This is a genomic window from Methylobacterium isbiliense, from assembly GCF_022179325.1.
In the GTDB taxonomy this organism is placed as follows: Bacteria; Pseudomonadota; Alphaproteobacteria; order Rhizobiales; family Beijerinckiaceae; genus Methylobacterium; species Methylobacterium isbiliense.
In genome coordinates this window covers 1-22495 of sequence record NZ_BPQQ01000126.1, presented here as the reverse complement: position 1 = coordinate 22495, position 22495 = coordinate 1, and the positions used below count along the sequence as shown (strand labels likewise).

Here is a 22495-nt window from a genome sequence, read left to right as displayed (position 1 = left end):
TGCCAAGCCGGAGGCTTGGCGGCACTTCGGGAACGGAACCAAAGGTCGTCTTCAGCGACCGTTGGTTTTAGGGTCGCGGCCGTCGGGCCCGCCGTTCCGGGCCTCGACCGCGGGCCGCGGCGCTCAGCTCCGGGTGGCGAAGCAGGTGAAGCCGTTGCGCTTGAGCGCCCGGCAGGCGTCCTGCGCCGCCTCGGCCTCGGAGAAGCCGGAGAAGCGGGCGCGAAACAGGGTGGTGCCCCCGTGCGTGACGCGCTCGGTGAAGGGCGCGGCCTTGGCGAGGGTGCCGCCGCTGCGCTGGCGGGCCTCGGTCAGCATCGACTTGGCCTTGCCCTCGTCGTCCATGGCCCCGAGCTGGATCACCCACGGTGTCACCGTGACGGGCTTCTGGGCCGGGGCCGGGGTCTCGGAGCGCGGCGCCGGAGCGCGGGCCTCGCCGGGGTCCACCGACGGCAGGCGGGCGGCGTACTTGGCGCCCGACGAGGGCGGAGCCGGGAAGCCGCTCTCGGGGGAGGGCGCGTAGGCCTGGGCGTTGCCCGGCACCGCGCCGCCGGTGCCGGTGCGCCACTTCGCGCCCCCGGGCGTCGTCGTCTGCCGCATGGGCGAGATGTCGAGGGGCTGGCCGCCCCGCCCGGTCGAGGCGGTGGTCTCGATGGCATCGTCCTCGTCGGCCGAGGCCACCATGGTGCGGGTCGCCACCGGCTTCTCGGCCACCACGGCCGGCCGGGGCCGCTCGGCCACCTCGACCACCGGCGGGGTGCTGCGTGCGCCCGCATAGGCCCGGGGCAGGTTCGCCTGGACGAGCCGCTGCATGATCGCATCGCGGCTCGCCCCCGACTTGCCGCCGAGCACGATCGCCACGATGTGGCGGTCCTCCAGGCGGGCGGAGGTCATCAGGTTGAAGCCGGAATCCCGGGTGTACCCGGTCTTGATGCCGTCGACGCCCTCGACGCGCCCGAGCAGGCGGTTGTGGTTGCCGATCACCCGGCCGCGGAACGCGAAGGAGCGGGTCTGGAAGTAGCGGTAGTAGCGGGGGAAGCGGTCCTGGATCGCCCGCGCCAGGATCGTCAGGTCGCGCGCGGTGGTGATCTGGTCGGAATCGGGCAGGCCGGAGGCGTTGGCGTAGTGCGTGCGCGACATGCCGAGCGCGTGGGCCTTGCGGGTCATCATCTCGGCGAAGGCGCCCTCCGAGCCGGCGATGTTCTCGCCGATCGCGCAGGCGACGTCGTTGGCCGACTTGGTGACGAGCGCCTTGATCGCCTCCTCGGCGGTGATCGTCGAACCCGGACGCAGGCCGAGCTTCGAGGGCGGCTGCCGGGCGGCGTTGCCGGAGATCTCCAGCGGCGTGTCGAGGGACATCCGCCCCTTCTCGATCTGCTCGAACAGGAGATAGAGCGTCATCACCTTGGTGATCGAGGCGGGATGGCGCAGCGCGTCCTCGTTCACCGCGTGCAGCACGCGCCCGCTCTTCACATCGACCACCATGGCGGCGTAAGGGGGGTTGTAGCCGCCCCCGCCACCGGCATGGCTCCGACGACGGGCCTCGGCCGGACTCGTCAGGGCGGTGAAGACAGCCGCGGCCGCGATCAAGGCCGGAACAGCACGACCCGAGGTGCCGCGAACGCAACGCATCACGAACCTTCCTACGCCAAACCGCCGGGAGCGGCCGACGCGGGGCGGTGACCGGCTCCGAGGCGCGCCGCCGGCCGGAGCGGACGGCCCCGACGCGACGGCATCACTGTCAATCAGGCTAGGTCGGTGCGGTTACGCCCGGGTTAATGGACTCGCATCACCGCATTGTGCGCTGCACAAAAATCCCTTGACGCCCCATTGTGCATCGCACATATGAGGGGCGGGGAGCAGCGCCGCGCGGGCGCTCCCCGACATGGGAAGAGACGCGCGTGGAGGGGCGACGCCGCGGGCGTCGTGCAACGAGATGAACCAGCAGTTCGAGACCGCTCAGAAGTTCGGCAAGGAGAGCATGGACACCATGCTGCGCAGCTTCGGCACCCTGTCGAAGAGCAGCCAGGCGATCGCCGTCGAGACGACCGACTTCGCCAAGCAGTCCTTCGAGCAGGCGACCGCCACGCTGGAGAAGCTCGCGGGCGTGCGCTCGCTCGACAAGGCGCTCGAGATCCAGACCGAGTACCTCAAGACCTCCTACGAGCGCCTCCTGGCCCAGTCGAGCAAGATGGCCGAGTTGTACGGCAGCCTCGCCAAGGAGATGCTGAAGCCCTACGAGGCGTTCACCGCCAAGGTTCAGAACGCGGCCTAAGGCCGACGGCGGTCCCCGCGCGGGACCGCCCGGATCCGGATTGGTCGGCGGTGCGGACGGGGTCGTCCGCGCCGCCGTTTCGCGTTGGGGCAGGGCCATCGTCCCGCCGCGGGCAGCCGCCCGCGCCCCGACGACATGACAAGAGCGCGCAGGCGACTGGCGCCGGGCGGACTCGGCCTATAGATTGAACCTCGGATCCGGCACGTGACGTGCTACGTTGGCGATCCGCAGCGCAGGCGCCCTCGGACGGGTGCCGCGCCAGCGAGGGTTGAGGTCGTACGCTCGAAATGGCTCAGGTCCGGACGCAGGACATCGTCTCCGCGACGCCCGTCGTTGCCGCCAATCCCCGCGCCCCGGGCAACGGCGACGGGCGCTCGGGCACCGCGGTCATCACGCGCACCAAGCCGCGCACCAAACGACCCAACCTCTATCGCGTTCTGCTCCTCAACGACGACTACACGCCGATGGAATTCGTGGTCCACGTCGTGGAGCGGTTCTTCAACAAGTCGCGCGAGGACGCCACCCGGATCATGCTGCACGTGCACCAGAACGGTGTCGGCGAGTGCGGCGTGTTCACGTATGAGGTGGCGGAGACCAAGGTGACGCAGGTGATGGACTTTGCCCGCAAACACCAACATCCTCTCCAATGCGTCATGGAAAAAAAATAGGCACCAGCTCAGAGGCCCGCTTTGCCCAGCTTCTCACGCAGCCTTGAACAAGCACTCCACCGCGCCCTGGCGCTCGCTGGCGAGCGCCGCCACGAATACGCCACGCTCGAACACCTCCTCCTGGCCCTGGTCGACGACCAGGATGCGGCCGCGGTCATGCGGGCCTGCAGCGTCGATGTCGACGTCCTGAAGCGCAACCTCGTCGAGTACATCGACACCGAACTCGCCAACCTGACCGGAGACGGCCGCCAGGACGCCAAGCCGACGGCCGGCTTCCAGCGGGTGATCCAGCGCGCGGTGATCCACGTGCAATCCTCCGGGCGCGAGGAGGTGACGGGCGCCAACGTGCTGGTCGCGATCTTCGCCGAGCGCGAGAGCCACGCCGCCTACTTCCTGCAAGAGCAGGACATGACCCGCTACGACGCGGTCAACTACATCAGCCACGGCATCGCCAAGCGGCCCGGCCTCTCGGAGGCCAAGCCCGTGCGCGGCGCCGAGGACGAGGGCTCCACCGAGCGGCCGACCGGCAACGAGGAGGATCGCGGCCCCAAGAAGAAGGGCGATGCGCTCGACGCCTATTGCGTGAACCTCAACAAGAAGGCGCGCGAGGGCAAGATCGATCCGCTGATCGGGCGCGAGCAGGAGGTGCAGCGCACCATCCAGGTGCTCTGCCGCCGCCAGAAGAACAACCCGCTCCTCGTGGGCGATCCGGGCGTGGGCAAGACCGCGATCGCCGAGGGGCTGGCGCGCAAGATCATCCAGCACGAGGTGCCGGAGGTTCTGGCCGACGCCACCGTGTTCTCCCTCGACATGGGCACGCTGCTCGCCGGCACCCGCTACCGTGGCGACTTCGAGGAGCGCCTCAAGCAGGTGATGAAGGAGATCGAGGCGCACCCGAACGCCATCATGTTCATCGACGAGATCCACACGGTGATCGGCGCCGGTGCGACCTCGGGCGGTGCGATGGACGCCTCGAACCTGCTCAAGCCGGCCCTCGCCTCGGGCACGCTGCGCTGCATCGGCTCGACCACCTATAAGGAGTACCGCCAGTACTTCGAGAAGGACCGGGCGCTGGTCCGCCGCTTCCAGAAGATCGACGTCAACGAGCCGTCGATCCCGGACGCGATCGAGATCCTCAAGGGCCTGCGGCCCTACTTCGAGGAGTTCCACAAGCTCAAGTACACGACCGACGCCGTGAAGGCGGCCGTCGAGCTGTCGGCGCGCTACATCAACGACCGCAAGCTGCCGGACAAGGCGATCGACGTGATCGACGAGACCGGCGCCTCGCAGATGCTGGTGCCGGAGGGCCGGCGCAAGCGCACCATCGGTGTGAAGGAGGTCGAGGCCACCATCGCCACGATGGCGCGGATCCCGCCCAAGACCGTGTCCAAGGACGACGCGGTGGTGCTCGCCAACCTTACCGACAGCCTCAAGCGGGTGGTCTACGGCCAGGACAACGCCATCGAGGCGCTGACCGCCTCGATCAAGCTCGCCCGCGCCGGCCTGCGCGACCCCGACAAGCCGATCGGCTCCTACCTGTTCGCCGGCCCGACCGGCGTCGGCAAGACCGAGGTCGCCAAGCAGCTCGCCTCCTCGCTCGGCGTCGAGATGCTGCGCTTTGACATGTCGGAGTACATGGAGCGCCACACGGTCTCGCGTCTGATCGGCGCGCCGCCCGGCTACGTGGGCTTCGACCAGGGCGGCCTGCTCACCGACGGCGTCGACCAGCACCCGCACTGCGTCCTCCTGCTCGACGAGATCGAGAAGGCGCATCCGGACCTGTTCAACATCCTGCTGCAGGTGATGGATCACGGGAAGCTGACTGACCACAACGGGAAGCAGGTCGATTTCCGCAACGTGATCATCATCATGACCTCGAATGCCGGCGCCGCCGATCTCGCCAAGGCGGCGTTCGGCTTCACCCAGAACCGCCGCACGGGAGACGACCACGAGGCGATCAACCGCCTGTTCGCGCCGGAATTCCGCAACCGGCTCGACGCGATCGTCTCCTTCGGGCACCTGCCGAAGACGGTGGTGTCGAAGGTGGTCGACAAGTTCGTGCTCCAGCTCGAAGCGCAGCTCGCCGACCGCAACGTGACGATCGAACTGTCGGACGAAGCCCGCGACTGGCTGGTGGAGAACGGCTACGACGAGACCATGGGCGCCCGCCCGATGGCCCGCCTGATCCAGTCGACCATCAAGACGCCGCTCGCGGACGAGGTGCTGTTCGGCAAGCTCAAGGACGGCGGGGCGGTGCGGGTGATCGTCAAGCGCCCCGAGGGCGAGAAGCCGGGCCTCGGCTTCGAGTTCCCGGCCGGACCGGTGACCCCGAAGCCGGAGAAGGACGTCACCAACGCGACCCGCAAGAAGCGCCCGCGGCCCCGCGCGGCTCCCAAGAAGCCGAAGGACGGCGGCGGCTCCGGTGGCGGAGGCGGCGTGCGCACCGTGCCGAAGGTGCCGCTGGTCCGGGCCTGACGCGAGCCCCTTCATCCCGGCGGTCGTCGCGTGTATGACCGCTATGCCATCCTCCCCGTCCCGGCGATTCGCTTCGCCGGGACGTTCCATATCAGGACCGGCCAACGGCCGCGCTCGCGCCGGACCCGCGGTCGTCCAAGCGACGAGAGTGTCATGACCGGCGACCTCCATGAGGGTCCCCTCGCTCCGGCCTCGACGGTTGCGCCGCCGCCTCCCAAGCTCACCGGGCGCGAGAAGCGCCGTCAGCGCCGCCGCCGCCGCATCGTCGGTGAGGAGATCCTGGCCTGGATCCTCGTCCCGGCGATTCTGATCGGCTGCTACTACGCCGTCACGGGCGGTCTGGCGCTCCTCGGCACGACCCCGAGCGCGGTGTTCGACCAGCTCAAGCAGGTCAAGGAGGCGCTCGAGAAGCGCCGCTGATCCCGGGCGGCCTCCACTCACGCCGCTCGCACGTTCGTCAGGAAGCGCCCCACCTCGACCCTGAGCTGCGCGGATTGGCGCGACAGCCCCGATGCCGCTTCCAGCACCTGACCGGCCGCCGCTCCGGTCGACTCGGCCTCGCTCGCGACGTCTGCGATGGTGCCCGTCATCTCGCTGGTGCCCGCTGCCGCCTGTGCCACGTTGCGCACGATCTCCTGCGTGGCGGCCCCCTGCTGCTCGACGGCTGCCGCTATGCCGGTCGACACCTGCGAGATCTCGCGGATCCGCGCGGCAATGCCCTTGATGACGTCGACCGCCTGCTGCGTCGAGGACTGGATCTGGGCGATCTGGCCGCCGATCTCGTCGGTGGCGCGGGAGGTCTGCGCCGCGAGTTCCTTCACCTCGGCTGCCACGACCGCGAAGCCCCGGCCCGCTGGGCCGGCCCGGGCGGCCTCGATCGTGGCGTTGAGCGCCAGCAGGTTCGTCTGCCCGGCGATGCCGGAGATCAGCGCCACCACATCGCCGATCCGGGTGGCCGCGCGGCTCAGGTCCTGCACCAGCGTTTCGGTCCGGTCGGCCTCCGCCACGGCCGCATGGGCGAGGTCGGCGGAGGTGCCGACCTGCCGGCCGATCTCCTGCACGGAGGTCCCGAGTTCCTCGGCGGCGGCCGCCACCGTGCCGACATTCGCGGCTGCCTCCTCGGCGGCGGCGGCCACGGCGGTGGACTTGCAGGCCGTGCCGGCGGCCATGCCGCTCATGCCCTGCGCCGTGCCCTGAAGCGCGGCGGCGGCGGAGGCGACCGTGTCGACGATGCCGCCGACCGTCTGCTCGAACGCATCGGCCATCTGCCGCAGCGCGATCTGCCGGTTGACCTCGGCCTCGGCACGGGCGCGCGCTGCCTCCTCTTCCAATTGCCCGGTACGGATCAGGTTGTCCTTGAACACCTGCACGGCGACCGCCATTGCGCCGATCTCGTCGCCTCGCCCGGTCGCCGGCACCGGCTCGGACGACCGGCCCGCCGCGATCCGCTCCATCGCGCCCGCCAGGGCGAGGGTCGGCCGCGACACGCTCCGGCCGATGACGGTTGCCGTGAGCCCGACGATCACCGTGATCACCACCGTTCCGATCAGGAGGCCGGAGAGCGAGGCCCGCACCTGTGCGGCGGTGTCATCGGCATAGATGCCGGACCCGACGATCCATCCCCAGGGCTGAAACCCCCTGACGTAGGAGATCTTGTCGACCGGCCGCTCCATCCCGGGCTTGGGCCACATGTAGGGGACGAAGCCCGCGCCCTCGCGCTTCACCTGCTCGATCATGTCGACGAACAGGCGTTTGCCGGTCGGATCGGTGATGCCGCCGATGTCGGTGCCGATGAGCTTGGTGTTGGGGTGGACGATCATGCGGGGATGCATGTCGTTGATCCAGAAGTACTCGCCCTCGCCGTACCGCAGGGCGCGCACAGCCGCGATGGCAGCGCTCTGCGCGGCCTCGCGGCTGAGACGGCCGACGCGTTCCTCAGCCTCGAAATGCACCAGCAGAGAATGGGCGGCATCGACGAGATCACGTGTCTTGCGGGCCCGTCCGTCCGAGATGGCTCCGGCGAAGGCGTAGGCGGCCAGCACCACGATGGTCGCGATGCCGACAAGGGCGACGGCCGTGATCGCCTGGATCCTCGTTCCGATCTTGAGCTTCATGAGTACGCCTGTCCGGTTCTCAAGGATTTGCTCTGCTCGACTCGGGTTGGCGCGTCTCGAACGCATGTACGGTCCATGGCAGCCGATCTCCGGCTCTCCCTACATGCAAACTCACGAGGTGGAATGATCGATCTGCGCACCCCCGGGATGCACAGGCTCATTTCATCCGCAAGCATAAAGATAATCTTACTCGACTCCGAGCGTCGGATCGTGTCGACAGCATCGATATCGGAAGATCTATGCCGTGAGACTTAGTTCGATCATCTAGGGGTTGAGAGCAGCGGACGGCGGTTCGGGCTTGATGCAACTTCGAACTGGACGGGAAAGCGAGCTAGGTCGTTCGGCTTAAGTGTGGCCATGAAGCGCCGAGCCTGCATTCGGATGATGCGCCTGCATCCGCGGCGCTTCGAGCGATCGAGGGTGGTGGCACCAGACCGCTGAGCCCTCCGTAGTGCGCCGGCCCAAGACGATCGCGTGCAGGACACGTCGCCAGCACGCCGCATCCTCGCGCAGGGGAATCACTGCCAAGGAGAATCCCGGCCCGGATCTTCGTCCCTGCCGAATCGGCTCAGGCGCTATGGGGTGGTCACGCGCGGCCGCGCACGGCAGGCCGGACGCGCTTCGCGCGGTGTTTGAACCAACTCAAGGAAGCGCGGCGGCGTCCGATGCCGGATCGCGAGCCTCAGCAGCCTTGCCCCGGGCAGGTCCGCCCGGGCGGGCGCGCCGTCATGGCCGGGTTGGCACCGGCAGCGCGGGCGGCACTGGGCGGCAGGGCGGTCTCGGCGGAGGAGGGGAGGCGGTCCGGCGCAACGGGGCCGGATGGGCGCGCACGGCCGATGGCGTAGCCGGCATTCACCCCGGCGTAGAAGCCGGTGAAGTCCTCGGCCCTCGCCGGTCCGGCGCCGAGCCACAGAACGAACGAAGCGGCGGCCAGGAGCCGCCGCCTCGCGCATGGTGTGATGGATCCCGCTCTCACGGATCGTTCGGGCGAGTCCATGCCGTGCGCATCACTCCGAGATCTTCACTCGGCGCAGATCACTCGGCGCAGATCACTCGGCGACGGTGATGCTCTGCGCCTCGCGGCCCTTCTGGCCCTCGACCACGCCCATGGTGACCTGCTGGCCTTCGGCGAGCGAGTCGAGCCCGGCCCGGGCGAGCGCCGAACGGTGGACGAACACGTCCTTGCCGCCGTCCTTCACCGAGACGAAGCCGAAGCCCTTGGCGGGATCGTACCACTTCACGGTGCCGCTCATCTCGGTCGACGGGCCGCCGGCGAAGCGGCCGCCGCCGCCGCCGCCGCCGCGGTCACCGAAGCCGCCGCGGTCGCCGAAGCCGCCAGCCCGCGGGGGACGGGGGCCGCGCGCCGCCGGAGCCTCGGCGGTGCTGGTGTCGACGCTGGTGATGTTGGTGACCTGCGGGCCCTTCTGCCCCTGGGCCGTCTGGACGGTCAGGCGCGTGCCGGGGAGGAGGTCTGCGTGGCCGGCCGCCTCGACGGCGCGGATGTGGAGGAAGGCATCGCCCGAGCCGTCGCCCAGCTCGACGAAGCCGAAGCCCTTCTCCTTGTTGAACCACTTGACCGTCGCGTCACGCTCCGGTCCGGACGGGGCGGCGCTGGCGCGGGACGGGCCGCGGTCGAATCCACCGCCACCGAAGCCGCCACCGCCGTAGCCCCCGTACCCACCCGACGGTGCCTGATCCGGCCACCGCGGCTCAGGCGCACCATCGTCGAAGCCGCGACGACGCGGCTCCCTGAAATCACGACCACGTCCCATTAGAAGCTCGCAAAAACGTAACCCGCCGACCACACTCGCATCGCGCGCACGCTGAACCCCGTCAGACGGCGTTGCGACACATCTCCATTCCCGGTTGCGGTGCCCAAGAAGTCCGCCACAGTCCTGACGCAACTCAGACCGTACCGCAAGGCGGATCTGCCCGGTGTGGCGACGACGGGGCCACTTTCTCATGATCCGGCACGGATTGACAGACCGAATCGGCGCCATGCCTGTGTGCGAATGATGATCGTCCACGCGGCCTGTTGGCGCGGTTCTTCCCGGTCCGGAGCCTCGGCATGACCAGACATCCCGACGATTCCGCCCACGATTCCGCTTCCGTCGCGCGCGCGATCCGCACGCGGCGCGCGGTGCGGGCGTTCCGCCCCGATCCGGTCCCGGCCGAGACGGTCGCCGCGCTGCTCGACCTCGCCGCGCAGGCGCCGAGCGGCACGAACATGCAACCCTGGCGGGTCTACGCGGTGGCGGGCGAGGCCCGCCGGCGCCTGTGCGACGCGGTCGAATCGGCGTTCCTGGCCGGCGAGGCCGGGGAGCCCGCGCACCGCTACTATCCGGAGACCTTCTTCGAGCCCTATCTCGGCCGGCGCCGTCAGGTGGGGTACGGCCTCTACGCGCTGCTCGGGATCCCGAAGGGCGATTCGGCGCGGATGAAGGCCCAGCACGCCCGCAACTTCCGGTTCTTCGACGCACCGGTCGGCCTGATCTTCACGATCGACGCGCGCCTCGCCATCGGAAGCTGGCTCGATTACGGCGGCTTCCTGCAGACGCTGATGATCGCGGCGCGCGCGCACGGCCTCGACACCTGCCCGCAGGCGGCCTTCGCGCCCTACCACGCGGTGATCCGCCGTCACCTGCCGGTCGGCGACGAGGAGAGCGTGGTCTGCGGCATGGCGCTGGGCTACGCCGACCCGCACGCCCCGGAGAACCGCCTCGCGCCCGAGCGGGAACCCGTGTCGTGCTTCGCGACGATGCTCGGCTTCGAGGGACCCCGGGGCGGCTGACGCGTTGCCCCTGCGCGCCCCGACCCCGAGACCCGCATGGCTCCTCGCCCCTCCCGCCGCCACGCCGACCTCGGCCCCGACTTCTACGACGTGGTGGCGCCCGCCCGCTTTCCCCGGCACGTCATCCGCCACCGCAACCAAGCCTGGGCCGCCCGGGTGGGCCTCGACGGGCTCTCGGACGCGGAGTGGGTCGCGCATTTCGGCCGATTCGAGCCGATCGAGGGCAGTTTCCCGCAGCCGCTGGCGCTGCGCTACCACGGCCATCAGTTCCGGTCCTACAATCCGGACCTCGGCGACGGGCGCGGCTTCCTGTTCGCGCAGCTCCACGACCTCGCCGACGGGCGCCTGCTCGATCTCGGCACCAAGGGCAGCGGACAGACGCCGTGGTCGCGCTTCGGCGACGGCCGCCTGACCCTGAAGGGGGGCGTGCGCGAGGTGCTGGCGACGACCATGCTGGAGGCGCTCGGCGTCGACACCTCGAAGTCGTTCAGCCTGATCGAGACCGGGGAGCCGCTGGAGCGCCACGACGAGCCCTCGCCGGCCCGGTCCGCGGTGCTGGTCCGCCTCGGCCACTCGCATATCCGCATCGGCTCGTTCCAGCGCCTGCGGGCACTCGGGCGGGAGGACAACATCCGCCGGCTCCTCGACCACACGATCCGCACCTATCTGCCGGATCTGTGGCGGGACGACGAGGCGGAACGGGCCTGCGCCTTCCTGGCGGAGGTCTGCCGCCGCGTGGCCCGCACCGGCGCCGCCTGGATGGCGGCGGGCTTCGTGCACGGGGTGCTCAACACCGACAACATCAACGTGACGGGCGAGAGCTTCGATTACGGCCCCTGGCGCTTCGCCCCCGTGAACGATCCGGCCTTCACGGCGGCCTATTTCGACGAGACCGGCCTCTACGCCTTCGGCCGCCAGCCCGAGGCTTTGGCCTGGAACCTCGCGCGGCTCGCCGAATGCCTCGTGCCGCTCGCCGCGCCCGAGCGGCTGGGAACGGCCCTCGACGGGCTCGGCCCCGCGCTGCAGGAGGCCTTCGCGCAGGCGATCCTGCGGCGCCTCGGCCTCGCGCGCCCCGCCGACGACGAGACGCTGCACGCGCTCGTCGGCGCATTCTGGGCCTTCCTCGGCCAGAGCCGCGCGCCCTTCGAGCAGGTGTTCTTCGACTGGTACGGCGGCTTGGCGAGCGCGGAGCGCGCCGCGCGCAGCCCCGCGGCGGCGTTCTACGCGGGCGAGGGCTTCGCGCGGGTGCGCGATCTCCTGCCGGCCTTCGCGCCGGCGGCGGGCCTGCGCCTCGATCACCCCTACTTCGCGCAGGCGCAGCCCTGCACGATGCTGATCGACGAGGTCGAGGCCCTGTGGGCGCCGATCGCGGAATCCGACGATTGGTCGGCCTACCACGCCAAGATGGCGGCCATCGCCGCGATGGCGGAGGCGTACGGGACGGCGCTGCGGCCGGCCTGAGCCCCGGCGCTCACCGCGCCGGGCATCCTCGGGTGGCAAGCAGAACCGATGGATCGCGTGCGCGAATGAGCTTCAGCAGCTGACGGACCGGGGATCGATCACCGTCAGGCCCGCGGCCTCGAACGCACTCGCGTCCCGCGACGCGACAGCGAACCTATGCGCCGCGGCGATCGCGGCGATGGAGCCGTCCGATGTGGGAAAACCCTTGCCGGCCACGCGTGCCTTGACGGCGAGATCCGCGTAGTGCCGCGCCGCCGGAGTATCGAAGGGCAGGATGCGCGCTGCGAAGAGGTCCACGACGCCGTCGAGTGTCGCCGCCAAATCATCCTTGCGCTCGCCCCTGGGCAGCGCCGCGATGCCGAATGACAGTTCGGCGATGGTGATGCTGGAGAGGAACAGCGTCTCGGCCGCCTGCGCGTCGAGCCAGTCCCGCACGGTGGGGTGCGGCTCGGGTTTCATCGCCTCGGCAACGACGTTCGTGTCGAGCAGCATCATTCGAAGCGCATCGGCGCCGCGGGTACAGTGTCGCGGGCGTGTTCGAGCGCTTCGACATCGGTATTGGCAAGGCCGGTTCTCCGGCTCAGTTCCGACAGTGCCGTGCCGAGCCGCAGCCGGCCCTCCGGGCGCACGGCAGCCTCCAGAATGGCCCGCATCTCGGCTTCCGCGCTGCGATTGTTCTGCGCCGCACCGACCTTCAGGGCGCGATGTGCCTCATCGAACAGATTGCGAATGGTCACGGCAGCCACGATGGCGCCTTCCATGCTTCGACTGCAACGCTATCAGGATAGGCAGAGTGATAGCGTCTTCAAGCAAGGTGTTGGCCCCCGCACGCCGCCGGACGTTCGGATCCTGATGCCGGTCGTCCACAGCTTGTGAGGCTGCACCCGGGTCGGTGCCGAAGAAGACGACAACGGCGAGTGCAGATGCTCTCTGCGCGCATCGAGTCGATGGATCAGACTATTTCACCCATCGACCCGACTCTCTTCACTGCAAAGCAAGTCAGCTTGCGAGCGCCTCCTTCGACCGCTCCGCCCGCTTGCGGTCGTTGGGGTCAAGCACGGTCTTGCGCAGGCGGATCGACTTCGGCGTCACCTCGACGAGTTCGTCGTCCTGGATCCAGGCCAGCGAGCGCTCCAGCGTCATGCGGATGGGCGGCGTCAGGCGCACCGCCTCGTCCTTCGAGGTGGTGCGGATGTTCGTGAGCTTCTTGCCCTTGAGCACATTCACCTCGAGGTCGTTCTCGCGGTTGTGCTCGCCCACGATCATGCCCTGGTAGACCTTCCAGCCGGGCTCGATCATCATCGGCCCGCGATCCTCCAGGTTCCAGAGCGCGTAGGCCACCGCCTCGCCCTGGTCGTTGGAGATCAGCACGCCGTTGCGCCGGCCCGGGATCTCGCCCTTGTAGGGCTCGTAGGCCTTGAACAGCCGGTTCATGATCGCGGTGCCGCGCGTATCGGTGAGCAATTCGCTCTGGTAGCCGATCAGGCCGCGGGTCGGGGCGTGGAAGACGAGGCGCAGGCGGTTGCCGCCGGACGGGCGCATCTCCAGCATGTCGCCCTTGCGCTCGGACATCTTCTGCACGACGACGCCAGAATGCTCCTCGTCGACGTCGATGACGACCTCCTCGATCGGTTCGAGGAGATTGCCGTCCTCGTCCTTCTCGAACACGACGCGCGGGCGCGAGACGGCGATCTCGAAGCCCTCGCGGCGCATGGTCTCGATCAGGATCGAGAGCTGCAGCTCGCCGCGGCCGGAGACGTAGAAGGAATCCTTGTCGGCCGCCTCCTCGATCTTGAGGGTGATGTTACCCTCGGCCTCCTTGAACAGGCGGTCGCGGATCATCCGGCTCGTGACCTTGTCGCCCTCGGTGCCGGCCAGCGGCGAATCGTTGACGATGAAGGACATCGTCACGGTCGGTGGGTCGATCGGCTGGGCCTGGATCGGCGTCTCGTTGGCGGGGTCGCAGAAGGTGTCCGACACCGTGCCCTTGGTCAGGCCGGCGATGGAGACGATGTCGCCCGCCTCGCCCATCTCGATCGGCTGGCGCTCCAGGCCGCGGAAGGCGAGGATCTTCGAGACGCGGCCGGTCTCCACCACCTTGCCGGTGCGGTCGAGGACCTTGATGGTCTGGTTCGGCTTCACGGTGCCCGAGGCGATGCGCCCGGTGACGATGCGGCCGAGGAAGGGATTGGCTTCGAGCAGCGTGCCGAGCATGCGGAACGCGCCCTCGTCGGTCCTGGGCGCGGGCACGTGGGCGAGCACGAGGTCGAACAGCGGCGCCATGCCGTCCTGGGGACCGTCCGGGGAATTCGCCATCCAGCCGTTGCGGCCCGACCCGTAGAGGATCGGGAAATCGAGCTGCTCGTCGGTGGCGTCGAGGGCCGCGAACAGGTCGAAGACCTCGTTCACCACCTCGTCGATGCGGGCGTCCGGCCGGTCGACCTTGTTGATCGCGACGATCGGCCGAAGGCCGATCTTGAGCGCCTTCGAGACCACGAACTTGGTCTGCGGCATCGGCCCCTCGGCGGCGTCGACCAGCACGATCACGCCGTCCACCATCGAGAGGATGCGCTCGACCTCGCCGCCGAAATCCGCGTGGCCGGGGGTGTCCACGATGTTCACCCGGGTGTCCTGCCAGACGACGGAGGTCACCTTCGCCAGGATGGTGATGCCCCGCTCCTTCTCGAGGTCGTTCGAGTCCATCACGCGCTCCTCGACGCGCTGGTTCTCGCGGAACGAGCCCGATTGCTGCAGGAGCTTGTCGACCAGGGTCGTTTTCCCGTGGTCGACGTGGGCGATGATGGCGATGTTGCGCAGCTTCATGGGGTGTCCGAAGCAAAAAGCGCCCGGCCTGACGCGGGCCGCGGATCAGCAGCCGGCAGGGCGGGCGGGGGAAAGCTGTTGCGTTGCAATATAAGGTGCGGCGGCGGATCGCAATAGGGGGCAGGCGGCGGAACGCCGGATCGCGCCCGCCCGTGCGACCGCGATCGCGCTCAGGCCTTTGCCGGGGCTGCGAGATCTGGCCATGGCGCGACGCGCAACGTCCTCACGACGGGTCCGGCCCGTCCGCATCGGCGCCATGGGCCGATTCGGATCGTGCGGCTCGGCAAGGGAGCGGCGCTGCATACAGGATCGGACCCGACCTCGGCACGGGCGGGGCGTGTCACTCCGCAGCCTGCCGGTCCGCCGTCGGCACCGGATGGACGTGCCCGGTCTGGATCAGCGCCCGCCGCTCCGCGATGGCGCGGCGCGCTTGGTCGAGGCCGAGCGTGAAGGCCGCCACGCCCGCATTGTCGATGGCGCCGTTGCCCGCACGGGCGAGGGCGACCGCCAGGATCTCGTCGGCCTCGCGCTCCAGCTCGAACAGCATCTCCTCGTCCTCCACGTCGCGGCTCGCCCGCACGATCGCGAGCAGCTCGCGCAGCAGCTCCATGTCGCGGGCGCGGGACCGCTGGGCAGCCCGGGACACCAGGGTGGCGGCGGCCGAGCCGAAGATCGAGAGCACCATCACGGCGAGGTAGAACCAGTCGCCGTAGCGCTCGAAGAAGGTCTCCACCTCGCCGTCGAAATAGGCCTCCGCGCCGGGATGCAGGGGCAGCGACGCGCTCTTCGACGTCTCGGGGGCCTCGATCAGGTTGGCGAGCGGCACCTCGCCGACGATGGCGGGGCGGGTGACGAAGAGGAGGCGGGTCAGTTCCGAGATGGTGGCATCGGCGAGCGTAGCCTGGGCGACGAGGCGATGGCTGACTCCGAGCGTCGCCGTGGTTTCGGCCGGGCGGGGAGGCGTGCCGCCGAAGGTGCCGCGTCCGACCTCCAGCGCTTCGAGCACGGGCGAGCGGCGCGCAATGGCTGCGGCCTCGCCCACCGGCACGAAGGCGAGGTGCAGGCCCGCCCGCAGGATGCTCGCCACCGTCTCGGTCATCACCGGGGCGGTGAGGGCGCCCACCACCATCACGGCGTCCACGCGCCCCTCCTGCAGGGCGGGTCCGGCCTCCTCGCCCTGGCCGAGAGACACGACCTCGACGCTGTCGGCGGGCACCTCGTACTGCTTGAGGATCGACCCGAGCAGCTTCACGTTGGCGTCGTGGTTGCGCACGATGCCGATCCGGCGCCCCCGCAGGTCGGGGACCGACGCGAAGGTCGGGGTCGTCGTCATCAGCACGGCCGCATCCCGGTGCAGGATCGCGACCGTCTGGGTGGCGGCCGGAATGCCGACATCCGAGCGCACCACCGCGAGGTCGACCTTGCCGCGCTCCGCCAGCGCCGCGCTCTCCGCGACCCCGCTCGTCGGCACCACGCGCAGCCGCACGTCCTCGTGCCCGCGTGCGAGCGACTGCGCCATCGCGCCGATCAGCCGCGCATCCTCGCTCCCCGCGGGTCCCACGGCGACGCGCAGGACGGTCGGCTGGCCGACCCACTGGTACACGAGCAGCACCGCCGCCAGGAGGGCGAGCAGGGCCGCGACCGTGATGGGGATGTGCCGACGCATCATGGCCGCACACCCTGTGGCGGAGCGCGACCCCTGGCAAGCGATCCGTCCGGGTCAGAGCGCCGCGCGGGCCAGGACCAGCAGGGCCGCGCCGAGGCTCGGGCCGAGGGCCGCGAGCATGAGGGCGGCGGGGTGGAAGGCGGCGGCGGCCCGGTAGCGTCCGGCCTCGTATGTGTGCCGGAGCGGCGGCGCACCCTGCCGCGCCGCCGCTCCGGGCGTCCAACCCTGTCGCATGCCGTATCCCCCGCCCGCGTCTTCGGCCGTCTCGGCCGGCGCGGATCCGCGTTCTTCGTCGGCTCATTCAGCCCGGGCGGCGTTGCGGGGACGTGAATCAGACCATGCGAAATCGCGGCATCGTGAACGGAGGGTTGCGGCAGCGCTCAGAGCCCCAGATAGGCCGCCGTGACCTCGGGGTTGCGGGCGACCTCGGCGGCGGGACCCTTGAGGCGGATGCGGCCGGTCTCCAGCACGTAGGCGTCGTCCGCGATGGCGAGTGCCGCGCTGGCGTTCTGCTCCACGAGCAGGATGGTGCGCCCCTCAGTGCGCAGGGCCGCGATGATGGCGAAGATTTCCTCCACGATCAGCGGCGCGAGGCCCATCGAGGGCTCGTCGAGGAGCAGCAGCACCGGCTCGGCCATCAGGGCGCGGCCCATGGCGAGCATCTGCTGTTCGCCGCCCGAGAGATAACCGGCCTGCTGCGACAGGCGCTCGCCGAGCCGCGGGAAACGCGCCACCACCGCCTCCTGGCGCCGCGCCGCTTCGGCACCGGGCGCGTGATAGGCGCCGAGGCGCAGGTTCTCGGCCACCGTCATGTTGGCGAAGACCTGCCGGCCCTCGGGCACCTGGACGATGCCGCGCCGGGCGATGCGGTGCGCGGCTTCGCCCGCGAGGTCGGCCCCGTCCTGGCCCCAGCGGATGTGCCCGCCGCGGGGCTTCATCAGACCCGAGAGGCCGCGCAGGATCGTGGTCTTGCCCGCGCCGTTCGAGCCGATGAGCGAGACGATGCGGCCGCGCGGCACGGTGAGGTCGATGCCGTGCACGACGTCCGCCCGGCCGTAGCCGAGGCGCAGGCCCTCCACCTGGAGCAGGGCGTTCACGAAACGGCTCCCTGCGGGTGGGCGTCCGGATGGCCTTGCGCCGTCCCGGCCTGCGCCGTCCCGGCGCCGAGATAGGCCTCGATCACGGCCGGGTGGGCGCGGACCTCGGCGGGCGTGCCGTCCGCGATGCGGCGGCCGAAATTCAGCACGGTCAGGCGGTCGCACAGGCTCATGACGAGGGGCATGTCGTGCTCGACGAGGAGCAGGGTGAGGCCGCGCTCGTCCCGCAGCCGCCGCAGCAGGGCGAGGAGCGCGTGGGTCTCGGCCGGGTTCATCCCGGCCGCCGGCTCGTCGAGGAGCAGGAGGCGCGGCTCGCAGGCGAGCGCGCGCGCGATCTCCAGCCGGCGCTGGTCGCCGTAGGGCAGGGCGCCGGCACGCAGGTCGGCCGCCTCCGAGAGGCCCACGAAGGCGAGGAGATCGCGCGCGCGCGCCTTGGCGCCCCGCTCCTCCGCCCGGAAGCCGGGGCTGCGCAAGAGGATGCCGAGCCGCGCCGACAGCCGCGTGTGCAGGCCCGTCATCACGTTCTCCAGCACCGTCATCTCGGAGAAGATGCGGATGTTCTGGAAGGTGCGGGCGAGCCCGAGCGCCGTGCGCCGATAGGGGGCGAGGCCGTCGAGGGCGCGCCCGTCGAGCCGGACCGTGCCGGCCGAGGGCGCGAGCACGCCCGAGACCATGTTGAACAGCGTGGTCTTGCCGGCGCCATTGGGGCCGATCAGCCCGTGCACGGTGCCCTCGCGAACGGCGAGATCGACGGAATCGACCGCGACGAGGCCCTGGAAGCGGCGGGTCAGGCCCTCGACCGCGAGAAGGGGGGAGGCGCTCATCTCAGCCGGTCCGGGCGATGCGCCAGGGCAGGATGCCCCGCGGCATGAACAGCACCGCGACGACGATGATGAGCCCGTTCACCATCAGGCGGAAATCGGCGAGCGGCCGCAGCACCTCGGGCAGCAGCGTCAGGATCGCGGCGCCGAGCACGGGCGCCACGGGCGAGCCGATGCCGCCGAGCAGCGCGTAGCTCAGGATCGTCACCGCGGTCTCGAACCCGTACTCGTTGGGGCCGATGAAGGAGGAGACGTGGGCCGAGAGGCAACCCGCGATGCCGGCGAGGCCTGACGAGACGACGAGCGCGGTCATGCGGTAGCGCGGCAGGTTCACCCCCATGACGCCGGCCGCCGCCTCGTCCTCCCGCATCGCCTCCATGGCCCGCCCGATCCGCGAGCGCGCGACGAGGATCAGGGCGATCAGCACCACCGCGAGGGTTCCGTAGATCGCCAGCACGCCCCCCTTCTCGGGGATGCCGGAGAGGCCGAGGGCGCCCCCCGCGTAATCCCAATTGAGGAAGACGATGCGGGTGATCTCACCGAGCCCGATCGTCGCGATGGCGAGGTAGACGCCGGTGAGCCGCAGCGTCGGACCGCCGACCACCAGCGCGATGAGCGCCGGCACGGCGGCGGCGGCGGCCATCGAGACCGCGAAGGGCGTGCCGAACTTCACGGTCAGCAGCGCCCCCGTGTAGGCGCCCACGCCCATGAAGGCCGCCTGGCCCAGCGAGAGCTGGCCCACCGCCAGCACCACGTAGATCGACAGGGCCAGGATGCCGTTCACCCCGATGCCGTGGATGAGGCTCTGGTAGGTCCAGTAGAAGTCGTCGAGGGTCTGCCACATCGCGCGTCGGTCCCGTCAGGCGCGCTTGGCGGCCGCGCGGCCGAACAGGCCCAGCGGCCGGAACCACAGGGTGGCGACGAGGAGCGCGAAGGCGGTGAGGTCCTTGAAGGTCGAGGAGACGTAGGCCGCGGTCAGCACCTCGGCGAAACCGAGCAGCAGCCCGGCGGCCAGCGCGCCGCGCAGGTCGCCGAGGCCGCCCACGATGATCACCGCGAAGCCGCGCAGCATCATGTGCTCGCCCATGAAGGGCTGGATGGCGTTGAAGTTGAGGCCGACCAGCACGCCGGCCGCGCCGCCGATCGCCCCCGACAGGAAGGAGACGACGCGCAGCATCAGCCCGCCGTTGATGCCCATCAGGGCCGCCGCGTCCGGGTTCTCGGCCACCGCCCGGATGGCGAGGCCGAGGCGCGAGCCGCGCACCAGCGCCATCAGCGCCACCACCAGGGCCACCGCCGCGCCGAAGATCAGGATCTGCGTCGTGCCGATCCGCACCGCACCGAGATCGTAGGCGCCGCCGTCGAACACCGCGGCAGGGAAGCGGCGGATCTCGGTGCCGAGCGACGCCGCCATGCCGGCATAGAGGAAGAGCGTCGCCCCGAGCGTGACCATCAGCGAGGCCAGTTCCGGCGCCTTGGCCTTGCGCAGCCGGGTCAGCAGCAGCGTGTCGATCGCCACCGCGATCACGCCTGCGATCAGGGCGCCGAGCGGCAGCGCCGCGGCGATCGGCAGGCCGAGCGCCTGCGTCGACCACAGGGCCGCGAAGGCACCGACCGCGAAGTAGACGCCGTAGGTGAGGTTGATCACGCCCATCACGCCGAACATCAGCGTGAAGCCGAGGGCGAAGAGGGCGTAGGTCGCGCCGAGGACGACGCCGTTGACGAGCTGCTGCTCAAGCATGGGAACACGGATGATCTGTGAAGCGGCCCGCGGCGCGGCGCACAGCGCGGGAGAGAGGCGCAGAGCCCCCGCTCCCGTCAGGGGAGCGGGGGCTGCGGATCCGATCCGGGTCGGGGGGAGGCTACTCCAGGAGCTGGAACTTGCCGCCCTTCATGGTCAGCACCACCACGCCCGAGGTGTCGGCGGGATCGCGGCTCTCGGAGAACGAGAACGGCCCCATGACGCCGGTGTGCTTCACCTTGATCAGCGCGTCCTTGATCTTTTCGGAGTCCGGCGCGCCGGCGGCGTCGATCGCCTTGGCGACGATGAACAGCGTGTCGTAGGCCTGGGCGGCGAACTGGTCCGGGCTGTCGCCGTACTTCTCGCGGAAGGCGGTCACGAAGGCTTGGTTGGCCGGATCCTTCTTGCCGATGAACCACGGGCTGCCGACGATGGTGCCGTCCGCGGACGCGCCCGCGATCTCGCCGAGCTTGGGCGAGTTGAGGCCGTTGCCGCCGATGATGAACACCTTCGGGTCGATGCCGAGCTGCCGGGCCTGCAGCGCGATGCCCGAGGCCGCCTCGACCAGCGCCGAGAGCACGATCGCGTCCGGGTTCAGGCCCTTGATCTTGGTGAGCTGGGCCGAGAAGTCGGTGTCCTTCGACCCGAAGGTCTCGGTGGTGAGCACCTGAATGCCGAGCTTTTCGAGCGTCGCCTTCATCACGTCGTAGGCCGACTTCGTGAAGGCGTCGTCGTTGCCGTACATCACGGCGACGCGCTTGATGCCGAACTTCGACTGGGCGGTCTTGAGCGTGACCGGGATCACGTCCGCCTCCGGCATCGCGGTGCGGAAGACGTAGGGGCCGATCGCCGTGATGCCGTTCGCCGTGGTGGAGGTGCCGACGATCGGCACCTTGCGCTCGTTGGCGACCGGACCGGCGGCGAACATCTCGTTCGACAGCGTCGGCCCGAGGATCAGGGGCACCCGGTCGCGGCCGATGAGCTTGCGGGCGGCGTTCAGCGCCTGCTCCTTGGCGCCCGCCGAATCCTCGTAGGCGAGGGCCAGCGGCCGGCCGCCGAGCACGCCGCCGGCCTTGTTGATGTCGGCGAGCGCGAGGTCGAAGCCGCGCTGGATGGCGATGCCGTAGCGGCTGTTGGGCCCGGTGAGGATCTCGATCGCGCCGAGCTTCACCGGCGTCTTGTCCTGCGCATTCGCGCCCGCAACGGTGCCGGCCAGCATCGCCGCCGCCAGCATGAGTTTCGACAGCACCCGCATCGGTCTCCTCCTCGGCTCGGCTCGGCCGCGAGCCGGCATGGCCTGCCCGGTGTCTCTCGCACCGGGGCAGGGCGCCGGATTCTTGATGATGGGTGCTGCCTTAGAGCAGGCGCGGGCGCCGGACAATCGGCTCCCGGCGCGGAAACGGCCGGGTTCCGGCAAATCCTGGCTGCCGAACGCGAACGGGCCCGCCAAGCGGGCCCGTCTGCAATGCCGGAATGAGGCGGGCGTCAGAGCGCGCGGTCGAAGCGCAGCTCGCCCGCCTGGCTCTTGATCACGAGCTGCGAGCCGACGATGTCCCACTGCCCCGAGGTGCGGAAGGCGGTGAGGAACTGCATCTCGGCAGCGCTGACGCCCTTCTCGCAGGACTTCTTGGTCAGCGCGAGCGGGCCGACCGCGAGGTGCTGCTCCTTGAGCGGGAAGGCGGTGGCCGCGAAGGTGTTGCAGCCGCCGAAGCCGCGGGCGCGGTACTGCTTGTCGATGATGAAGCTCGGGCGATCCGAGCCCGAGAATGCCTTGCCGTTCAGGCTCACCGCCGTCCAGGTGGAGTCGAGCGGGAAGATCTTCTCCTGCGCCTTGGCGGCCGGCACGTACTGCTTCTGGTCGGGCTTGTCGCGATTCTTCTGACCATATCCCAGGAACGCCTGCGCCGACGCCTGAGTGGCACACGCCACGAGCGCGACGGCACCGACGGCCGTCGCCATCCGCTTCACCATCATTGGCTGCCCCATCGAGCCTTGCTGTTGGCGCCGGACATTAGTCAGGCCACCTTTGCCGTGCAACCCGCGCGGGCGGCCACGTCGTCGTCCAGGGGACCTGCAATGAAGACTCTTTAAAGACTGTTGCAGAATTGCCGCAAGCTTGGCCGCAACGCGGAATGCTGTGTGGAAAGCTTGGCCGCATGGCACCAAATGGCAGCCGGGCCGTTAGCCCCGGCGGGAGGCCGGGCGTCGGCCTCCACAGGAAGCAGGAAGGAAGGCGACGGGTGAGCGGAGCGGACGACATCACGGCCGGGCAGGTGCGGCGCGCACGCGAACTTCTCGGCTGGTCGGAGACGGATCTGGCGCTGCGCGCGAACGTCGATGCGGGCAGCATCCGCGACTACGAGTCGGGCGCCTACCCCCCCTCGCGGGGACAGCGCGACGCGATCCGCCGCGCGCTCGTGGCGGCGGGAATCGCCTTCACGGACGGGGCCCATCCGGACGCTCGCCTGCGCCGCGGGGCGCCCGACGACGGCATCCACCCGCGGGAACTGACCACCGAGAACGACGACGGAGCGGCCTGAGGCACGACGAGGCGCCCGCGCCCCTG

At 70.1% G+C, this 22495-nt stretch carries 21 protein-coding genes; 7 read left to right on the top strand and 14 right to left on the bottom strand.

The genetic code is table 11. The features are described from left to right. Nucleotides 1-123 precede the first annotated feature (123 nt). Nucleotides 124-1629 carry a D-alanyl-D-alanine carboxypeptidase gene (locus MFF61_RS32740; protein WP_238241884.1) on the bottom strand — a complete coding sequence of 502 codons (1506 nt, stop codon included), beginning with the start codon at nt 1627-1629 and terminating at the stop codon, nt 124-126. Between the two features lie 304 nt (nt 1630-1933). Between MFF61_RS32740 and MFF61_RS32735 the strand changes: the two genes are divergently transcribed. The 4 genes from MFF61_RS32735 to MFF61_RS32720 all read left to right on the top strand — a co-directional run bounded on the left by MFF61_RS32735 (nt 1934) and on the right by MFF61_RS32720 (nt 5835). Then, complete coding sequence (locus MFF61_RS32735; protein WP_238241880.1) at nt 1934-2272, top strand: phasin family protein; 339 nt, start codon at nt 1934-1936, stop codon at nt 2270-2272. A 287-nt stretch (nt 2273-2559) separates the two neighbouring features. Next, complete coding sequence (gene clpS / locus MFF61_RS32730) at nt 2560-2940, top strand: ATP-dependent Clp protease adapter ClpS (protein WP_238241878.1); 381 nt, start codon at nt 2560-2562, stop codon at nt 2938-2940. Nucleotides 2941-2961: 21 nt separating this feature from the next. After that, on the top strand, nt 2962-5415 hold the full coding sequence (gene clpA, locus MFF61_RS32725) for an ATP-dependent Clp protease ATP-binding subunit ClpA (RefSeq protein ID WP_238241877.1): 2454 nt from the start codon (nt 2962-2964) through the stop codon (nt 5413-5415). Between the two features lie 153 nt (nt 5416-5568). After that, complete coding sequence (locus MFF61_RS32720) at nt 5569-5835, top strand: hypothetical protein (protein ID WP_238241876.1); 267 nt, start codon at nt 5569-5571, stop codon at nt 5833-5835. A gap of 17 nt (nt 5836-5852) precedes the next feature. Here MFF61_RS32720 and MFF61_RS32715 read toward each other — a convergent pair whose 3' ends face one another. Continuing rightward, entirely contained in the window at nt 5853-7529 is a 1677-nt protein-coding gene (locus MFF61_RS32715; protein ID WP_238241874.1) for a methyl-accepting chemotaxis protein, read from the bottom strand. A gap of 1049 nt (nt 7530-8578) precedes the next feature. Beyond that, nucleotides 8579-9301, bottom strand: coding sequence for a cold-shock protein (locus MFF61_RS33965; protein ID WP_283206066.1), 723 nt, complete (start codon nt 9299-9301; stop codon nt 8579-8581). A gap of 296 nt (nt 9302-9597) precedes the next feature. Here MFF61_RS33965 and MFF61_RS32700 point away from each other — a divergent pair, with 296 nt between their 5' ends. Continuing rightward, nucleotides 9598-10320, top strand: a complete 723-nt coding sequence (locus MFF61_RS32700) for a nitroreductase (protein ID WP_238241871.1) — start codon at nt 9598-9600, stop codon at nt 10318-10320. Nucleotides 10321-10356: 36 nt separating this feature from the next. Further along, nucleotides 10357-11781 (top strand): protein adenylyltransferase SelO, encoded by a 1425-nt coding sequence (locus tag MFF61_RS32695; RefSeq protein WP_238241870.1) that lies wholly within the window; start codon nt 10357-10359, stop codon nt 11779-11781. 72 nt (nt 11782-11853) lie between these two features. Here the strand turns inward: MFF61_RS32695 and MFF61_RS32690 are convergent, their stop codons facing one another. The 11 genes from MFF61_RS32690 to MFF61_RS32640 form a co-directional block, all read right to left on the bottom strand. After that, nucleotides 11854-12276: a type II toxin-antitoxin system VapC family toxin gene (locus MFF61_RS32690; RefSeq protein WP_238241868.1), complete on the bottom strand. Its 423-nt coding sequence runs from the start codon at nt 12274-12276 to the stop codon at nt 11854-11856. After that, nucleotides 12273-12542 carry a FitA-like ribbon-helix-helix domain-containing protein gene (locus MFF61_RS32685; protein ID WP_373324828.1) on the bottom strand — a complete coding sequence of 90 codons (270 nt, stop codon included), beginning with the start codon at nt 12540-12542 and terminating at the stop codon, nt 12273-12275. The genes MFF61_RS32690 and MFF61_RS32685 overlap by 4 nt, the downstream gene beginning before the upstream one ends. Before the next feature lie 238 nt (nt 12543-12780). Continuing rightward, nucleotides 12781-14604: a translational GTPase TypA gene (typA, locus tag MFF61_RS32680; protein WP_238241867.1), complete on the bottom strand. Its 1824-nt coding sequence runs from the start codon at nt 14602-14604 to the stop codon at nt 12781-12783. Nucleotides 14605-14944: 340 nt separating this feature from the next. Further along, nucleotides 14945-16273 carry a TAXI family TRAP transporter solute-binding subunit gene (locus MFF61_RS32675; RefSeq protein ID WP_238241865.1) on the bottom strand — a complete coding sequence of 443 codons (1329 nt, stop codon included), beginning with the start codon at nt 16271-16273 and terminating at the stop codon, nt 14945-14947. Between the two features lie 51 nt (nt 16274-16324). Further along, complete coding sequence (locus tag MFF61_RS32670) at nt 16325-16504, bottom strand: hypothetical protein (RefSeq protein WP_238241863.1); 180 nt, start codon at nt 16502-16504, stop codon at nt 16325-16327. 146 nt (nt 16505-16650) lie between these two features. Beyond that, on the bottom strand, nt 16651-17358 hold the full coding sequence (locus MFF61_RS32665) for an ABC transporter ATP-binding protein (protein ID WP_238241886.1): 708 nt from the start codon (nt 17356-17358) through the stop codon (nt 16651-16653). Nucleotides 17359-17363: 5 nt separating this feature from the next. Continuing rightward, entirely contained in the window at nt 17364-18191 is an 828-nt protein-coding gene (locus tag MFF61_RS32660) for an ABC transporter ATP-binding protein (protein WP_238241862.1), read from the bottom strand. 1 nt (nt 18192) lies between these two features. Next, nucleotides 18193-19032, bottom strand: coding sequence for a branched-chain amino acid ABC transporter permease (locus MFF61_RS32655; protein ID WP_238241860.1), 840 nt, complete (start codon nt 19030-19032; stop codon nt 18193-18195). Between the two features lie 15 nt (nt 19033-19047). Next, nucleotides 19048-19929, bottom strand: coding sequence for a branched-chain amino acid ABC transporter permease (locus MFF61_RS32650; protein WP_238241858.1), 882 nt, complete (start codon nt 19927-19929; stop codon nt 19048-19050). A gap of 121 nt (nt 19930-20050) precedes the next feature. Then, the gene (locus MFF61_RS32645; RefSeq protein ID WP_238241857.1) at nt 20051-21184 is read right to left on the bottom strand and encodes an ABC transporter substrate-binding protein; all 1134 of its coding nucleotides are present in this window, start codon (nt 21182-21184) and stop codon (nt 20051-20053) included. Nucleotides 21185-21414: 230 nt separating this feature from the next. Then, on the bottom strand, nt 21415-21903 hold the full coding sequence (locus MFF61_RS32640) for an META domain-containing protein (protein ID WP_238241885.1): 489 nt from the start codon (nt 21901-21903) through the stop codon (nt 21415-21417). 266 nt (nt 21904-22169) lie between these two features. Between MFF61_RS32640 and MFF61_RS32635 the strand changes: the two genes are divergently transcribed. Continuing rightward, complete coding sequence (locus tag MFF61_RS32635) at nt 22170-22469, top strand: helix-turn-helix domain-containing protein (protein ID WP_238241856.1); 300 nt, start codon at nt 22170-22172, stop codon at nt 22467-22469. Nucleotides 22470-22495 lie beyond the last annotated feature (26 nt).

Excerpts from the sequence above, each read along its gene's own strand:
- MFF61_RS32740 (WP_238241884.1), bottom strand. The coding sequence starts at position 1,629 with ATGCGTTGCGTTCGCGGCACCTCGGGTCGTGCTGTTCCGGCCTTGATC.
- MFF61_RS32735 (WP_238241880.1), top strand. The coding sequence starts at position 1,934 with ATGAACCAGCAGTTCGAGACCGCTCAGAAGTTCGGCAAGGAGAGCATG.
- clpS (WP_238241878.1), top strand. The coding sequence starts at position 2,560 with ATGGCTCAGGTCCGGACGCAGGACATCGTCTCCGCGACGCCCGTCGTT.
- MFF61_RS32720 (WP_238241876.1), top strand. The coding sequence starts at position 5,569 with ATGACCGGCGACCTCCATGAGGGTCCCCTCGCTCCGGCCTCGACGGTT.
- MFF61_RS32715 (WP_238241874.1), bottom strand. The coding sequence starts at position 7,529 with ATGAAGCTCAAGATCGGAACGAGGATCCAGGCGATCACGGCCGTCGCC.
- MFF61_RS33965 (WP_283206066.1), bottom strand. The coding sequence starts at position 9,301 with ATGGGACGTGGTCGTGATTTCAGGGAGCCGCGTCGTCGCGGCTTCGAC.
- MFF61_RS32700 (WP_238241871.1), top strand. The coding sequence starts at position 9,598 with ATGACCAGACATCCCGACGATTCCGCCCACGATTCCGCTTCCGTCGCG.
- MFF61_RS32695 (WP_238241870.1), top strand. The coding sequence starts at position 10,357 with ATGGCTCCTCGCCCCTCCCGCCGCCACGCCGACCTCGGCCCCGACTTC.
- MFF61_RS32690 (WP_238241868.1), bottom strand. The coding sequence starts at position 12,276 with ATGATGCTGCTCGACACGAACGTCGTTGCCGAGGCGATGAAACCCGAG.
- MFF61_RS32685 (WP_373324828.1), bottom strand. The coding sequence starts at position 12,542 with ATGGAAGGCGCCATCGTGGCTGCCGTGACCATTCGCAATCTGTTCGAT.
- typA (WP_238241867.1), bottom strand. The coding sequence starts at position 14,604 with ATGAAGCTGCGCAACATCGCCATCATCGCCCACGTCGACCACGGGAAA.
- MFF61_RS32675 (WP_238241865.1), bottom strand. The coding sequence starts at position 16,273 with ATGATGCGTCGGCACATCCCCATCACGGTCGCGGCCCTGCTCGCCCTC.
- MFF61_RS32670 (WP_238241863.1), bottom strand. The coding sequence starts at position 16,504 with ATGCGACAGGGTTGGACGCCCGGAGCGGCGGCGCGGCAGGGTGCGCCG.
- MFF61_RS32660 (WP_238241862.1), bottom strand. The coding sequence starts at position 18,191 with ATGAGCGCCTCCCCCCTTCTCGCGGTCGAGGGCCTGACCCGCCGCTTC.
- MFF61_RS32655 (WP_238241860.1), bottom strand. The coding sequence starts at position 19,032 with ATGTGGCAGACCCTCGACGACTTCTACTGGACCTACCAGAGCCTCATC.
- MFF61_RS32650 (WP_238241858.1), bottom strand. The coding sequence starts at position 19,929 with ATGCTTGAGCAGCAGCTCGTCAACGGCGTCGTCCTCGGCGCGACCTAC.
- MFF61_RS32645 (WP_238241857.1), bottom strand. The coding sequence starts at position 21,184 with ATGCGGGTGCTGTCGAAACTCATGCTGGCGGCGGCGATGCTGGCCGGC.
- MFF61_RS32640 (WP_238241885.1), bottom strand. The coding sequence starts at position 21,903 with ATGATGGTGAAGCGGATGGCGACGGCCGTCGGTGCCGTCGCGCTCGTG.